A 5,472-nucleotide genomic window follows, 5' to 3' on the forward strand; every position below is an offset into this window, starting at 1 on the left:
GGGGAAGAGCCCCGACCGTGTGGTCGGGGCTCTTGCCTAATGGTTGTCCGGCGGTGTCCTACTCTCCCACACCCTCCCGGGTGCAGTACCATCGGCGCTGTGGGTCTTAGCTTCCGGGTTCGGAATGGGACCGGGCGTTTCCCCCACGCTATGACCGCCGTAACTTTTTTACCCGTCCCCTGTGCCGGTGTGCCCGGTGTGGGGTGGGAAGTCTGGTTACAACTGTGGTGCTTGGTTGTTATTTTGTTGTGGGTTCCTGGAACGGTTGTTGTTCGGGAACCACATAGTGGACGCGTGCAGTGTGTTGTGTGGTGTAAGTTGTTGGCCTATTAGTACCGGTCAGCTTCACGAGTCTTTAGTCCTCGCTTCCACATCCGGCCTATCAACCCAGTGGTCTGGCTGGGGGCCTCTCACACGTAATGTGTATGGAAATCTCATCTTGAAGCGAGCTTCCCGCTTAGATGCTTTCAGCGGTTATCCCATCCGAACGTAGCTAATCAGCGATGCACTTGGCAGTACAACTGACACACCAGAGGTTCGTCCGTCCCGGTCCTCTCGTACTAAGGACAGCCCTTCTCAAATTTCCTGCGCGCGCAGCGGATAGGGACCGAACTGTCTCACGACGTTCTAAACCCAGCTCGCGTACCGCTTTAATGGGCGAACAGCCCAACCCTTGGGACCTACTCCAGCCCCAGGATGCGACGAGCCGACATCGAGGTGCCAAACCATGCCGTCGATATGGACTCTTGGGCAAGATCAGCCTGTTATCCCCGAGGTACCTTTTATCCGTTGAGCGACGGCCATTCCACAATGTACCGCCGGATCACTAGTCCCGACTTTCGTCCCTGCTTGAGATGTCTCTCTCACAGTCAAGCTCCCTTGTGCACTTACACTCGACACCTGATTGCCAACCAGGCTGAGGGAACCTTTGGGCGCCTCCGTTACTTTTTAGGAGGCAACCGCCCCAGTTAAACTACCCATCAGGCACTGTCCCTGACCCGGATCACGGGCCGAAGTTAGATGTCCAAAGTGACCAGAGTGGTATTTCAACGATGACTCCACCCGAACTGGCGTCCGGGTTTCAACGTCTCCCACCTATCCTACACAAGCCACTCCGAACACCAATACCAAACTATAGTAAAGGTCTCGGGGTCTTTCCGTCCTGCTGCGCGTAACGAGCATCTTTACTCGTACTGCAATTTCGCCGAGTTTATGGTTGAGACAGCGGGGAAGTCGTTACTCCATTCGTGCAGGTCGGAACTTACCCGACAAGGAATTTCGCTACCTTAGGATGGTTATAGTTACCACCGCCGTTTACTGGGGCTTAAATTCTCAGCTTCGCCACACAAGGTGGCTAACCGGTCCTCTTAACCTTCCAGCACCGGGCAGGAGTCAGTCCGTATACATCGTCTTGCGACTTCGCACGGACCTGTGTTTTTAGTAAACAGTCGCTTCCCCCTGGTCTCTGCGGCCCACACCCGCTCACGGAGAGCAAGTCTCCATCACGGGGCAGGCCCCCCTTCTCCCGAAGTTACGGGGGCATTTTGCCGAGTTCCTTAACCATAATTCTCTCGATCGCCTTGGTATTCTCTACCTGATCACCTGTGTCGGTTTGGGGTACGGGCGGCTAAAACCTCGCGTCGATGCTTTTCTTGGCAGCATAGGATCACCGGATCCCCCCATACGGGAGTCCCATCAGATCTCAGGATCGTGCTCGAAACACACAGGAACGGATTTGCCTATCCCTGACCCTACATCCTTAGACCGGGGCAACCATCGCCCGGCCCGGCTACCTTCCTGCGTCACACCTGTTAATACGCTTACCTCCCGGGATCAGGTCCCGCGCTCGGCCAAAACCCACAACACCACAAGGGTGAGCGGGCAGGCTCCGGGCGGTTAGTATCCCCCGCTTGGCATGGGCGGTTTTTCGCCGGTACGGGAATATCAACCCGTTGTCCATCGACTACGCCTGTCGGCCTCGCCTTAGGTCCCGACTTACCCAGGGCAGATTAGCTTGACCCTGGAACCCTTGATCATTCGGCGGACGGGTTTCTCACCCGTCTTTCGCTACTCATGCCTGCATTCTCACTCGTGTAGGCTCCACCGCTGGTTTACACCGCGACTTCACTGCCCACACGACGCTCCCCTACCACTCCACACCCCTGAACCACGAAGGCTAGGGCAATGTGTGAAATCCACAACTTCGGCGGTGTACTTGAGCCCCGCTACATTGTCGGCGCGGAATCACTTGACCAGTGAGCTATTACGCACTCTTTCAAGGATGGCTGCTTCTAAGCCAACCTCCTGGTTGTCTTCGCAACTCCACATCCTTTCCCACTTAGCACACGCTTAGGGGCCTTAGTTGGTGGTCTGGGCTGTTTCCCTCTCGACTATGAAGCTTATCCCCCACAGTCTCACTGCTGCGCTCTGACTTACCGGCATTCGGAGTTTGGCTGACGTCAGTAACCTTGTAGGGCCCATCGGCCATCCAGTAGCTCTACCTCCGGCAAGAAACACGCAACGCTGCACCTAAATGCATTTCGGGGAGAACCAGCTATCACGGAGTTTGATTGGCCTTTCACCCCTACCCACAGCTCATCCCCTCCATTTTCAACTGAAGTGGGTTCGGTCCTCCACGACGTCTTACCGTCGCTTCAACCTGGCCATGGGTAGATCACTCCGCTTCGGGTCTAGATCACGCCACTACACTCGCCCTATTCAGACTCGCTTTCGCTACGGCTACCCCACACGGGTTAACCTCGCGACGTAACACTAACTCGCAGGCTCATTCTTCAAAAGGCACGCCGTCACCAGAATCAGACTGGCTCCGACGGATTGTAAGCACACGGTTTCAGGTACTGTTTCACTCCCCTCCCGGGGTACTTTTCACCTTTCCCTCACGGTACTGGTCCGCTATCGGTCATTAGGAAGTATTTAGGCTTATCAGGTGGTCCTGACAGATTCGCACGGGATTTCTCGGGCCCCGTGCTACTTGGGATCCTCTCCAGGGGGCACAAAACATTACGGTTACGGGGCTCACACCCTCTCTGGCCGGCCTTTCAAGACCGTTCACCTATGCCTGCACCTCACCTCAATGGTCCGGCAGAACCATCACGGAAAGTCCCACAACCCCGCCCATGCAACGCCCGCCGGCTATCACACATGAAACGGTTTAGCCTGATCCGCGTTCGCTCGCCACTACTAACGGAATCACTCTTGTTTTCTCTTCCTGCGGGTACTGAGATGTTTCACTTCCCCGCGTTCCCCCCACGCACCCTATGTGTTCAGATGCGGGTCACACAATCACCATGACAGCGTTGTGCGGGGTTTCCCCATTCGGACATCCTGGGATCAACGCTCGGTTATCAACTCCCCCAGGCTTATCGCAGATTCCTACGTCCTTCTTCGGCTCCTAATGCCAAGGCATCCACCGTGTGCCCTTAAAAACTTGACCACACAAAGATCAAAAACTTACTCGAGAGAACCACGAGCCACAAAAGGCCCAAGGTTCATTCATAAGAAATTGCTGTAAGAACACACACCACCAACACCCCAAAAAATGAGGCACCGGCACAACACGTGTGTGTCCTAGATGCTCGCGTCCACTATGTAGTTCTCAAACAACAACCCCATCAGCCACACCCCCACCCACCACAACCCCCACAAAGGAGCTGCCGACAGTGACCGGAGGAACCGGCTGCAGGAACAAAAAGAAACACCAGAAGTGCCCCCTGCATTGCTGCAAAAAGGTCCTGTTGCCTCAGGACCCAACAGTGCGCCAAACACAACCCCCAACCACACGCCCCGGACACGTTCCACACAACACCACACCCCAAAAGGGACACGACGCTGCCGTACTGGCACCAGGACACAACCGGTAAAGGCCATGCCAAACAAGTTTGATTCGTTGATATTCCACCCATGAGCACCCACCGCAGAACAGACGCCTGCGCAATGGGCAACACTGACAACCCCCACCACCCGCATACACGGACAATGAAACAGCTGTAAGCAGCTCCTTAGAAAGGAGGTGATCCAGCCGCACCTTCCGGTACGGCTACCTTGTTACGACTTAGTCCCAATCGCCGGTCCCACCTTCGACGGCTCCCCCCACAAGGGTTAGGCCACCGGCTTCGGGTGTTACCAACTTTCGTGACTTGACGGGCGGTGTGTACAAGGCCCGGGAACGTATTCACCGCAGCGTTGCTGATCTGCGATTACTAGCGACTCCGACTTCATGGGGTCGAGTTGCAGACCCCAATCCGAACTGAGACCGGCTTTTTGGGATTAGCTCCACCTCACAGTATCGCAACCCTTTGTACCGGCCATTGTAGCATGCGTGAAGCCCAAGACATAAGGGGCATGATGATTTGACGTCGTCCCCACCTTCCTCCGAGTTGACCCCGGCAGTCTCCTATGAGTCCCCGCCATAACGCGCTGGCAACATAGAACGAGGGTTGCGCTCGTTGCGGGACTTAACCCAACATCTCACGACACGAGCTGACGACAACCATGCACCACCTGTAAACCGACCGCAAGCGGGGCACCTGTTTCCAGGTATTACCGGTTCATGTCAAGCCTTGGTAAGGTTCTTCGCGTTGCATCGAATTAATCCGCATGCTCCGCCGCTTGTGCGGGCCCCCGTCAATTCCTTTGAGTTTTAGCCTTGCGGCCGTACTCCCCAGGCGGGGCACTTAATGCGTTAGCTACGGCGCGGAAAACGTGGAATGTCCCCCACACCTAGTGCCCAACGTTTACGGCATGGACTACCAGGGTATCTAATCCTGTTCGCTCCCCATGCTTTCGCTCCTCAGCGTCAGTTACAGCCCAGAGACCTGCCTTCGCCATCGGTGTTCCTCCTGATATCTGCGCATTTCACCGCTACACCAGGAATTCCAGTCTCCCCTACTGCACTCTAGTCTGCCCGTACCCACTGCAGAACCGGAGTTGAGCCCCGGTCTTTCACAGCAGACGCGACAAACCGCCTACGAGCTCTTTACGCCCAATAATTCCGGATAACGCTTGCGCCCTACGTATTACCGCGGCTGCTGGCACGTAGTTAGCCGGCGCTTCTTCTGCAGGTACCGTCACTTTCGCTTCTTCCCTACTGAAAGAGGTTTACAACCCGAAGGCCGTCATCCCTCACGCGGCGTCGCTGCATCAGGCTTGCGCCCATTGTGCAATATTCCCCACTGCTGCCTCCCGTAGGAGTCTGGGCCGTGTCTCAGTCCCAGTGTGGCCGGTCACCCTCTCAGGCCGGCTACCCGTCGTCGCCTTGGTAGGCCATTACCCCACCAACAAGCTGATAGGCCGCGAGTCCATCCAAAACCACAAAAAAGCTTTCCACCACCATGACATGCGCCAGATGGTCATATCCGGTATTAGACCCAGTTTCCCAGGCTTATCCCAGAGTCAAGGGCAGGTTACTCACGTGTTACTCACCCGTTCGCCACTAATCCCCCCAGCAAGCTG

3 rRNA genes are annotated in these 5,472 nt (G+C 56.0%); all 3 read right to left on the minus strand.

Going from position 1 to position 5,472, the window contains the following annotated elements:
• Nucleotides 1–45: 45 nt before the first annotated feature.
• Nucleotides 46–162: ribosomal RNA gene (gene rrf / locus QF015_RS21520) — 5S ribosomal RNA — on the minus strand.
• A 146-nt stretch (nt 163–308) separates the two neighbouring features.
• Nucleotides 309–3,454: ribosomal RNA gene (locus QF015_RS21525) — 23S ribosomal RNA — on the minus strand.
• 569 nt (nt 3,455–4,023) lie between these two features.
• Nucleotides 4,024–5,472: ribosomal RNA gene (locus QF015_RS21530) — 16S ribosomal RNA — on the minus strand; the annotation flags it as partial.

Origin of the sequence: Paenarthrobacter sp. TE4293 (assembly GCF_050435325.1) — a bacterium.
GTDB lineage: Bacteria > Actinomycetota > Actinomycetes > Actinomycetales > Micrococcaceae > Arthrobacter > Arthrobacter nitroguajacolicus_C.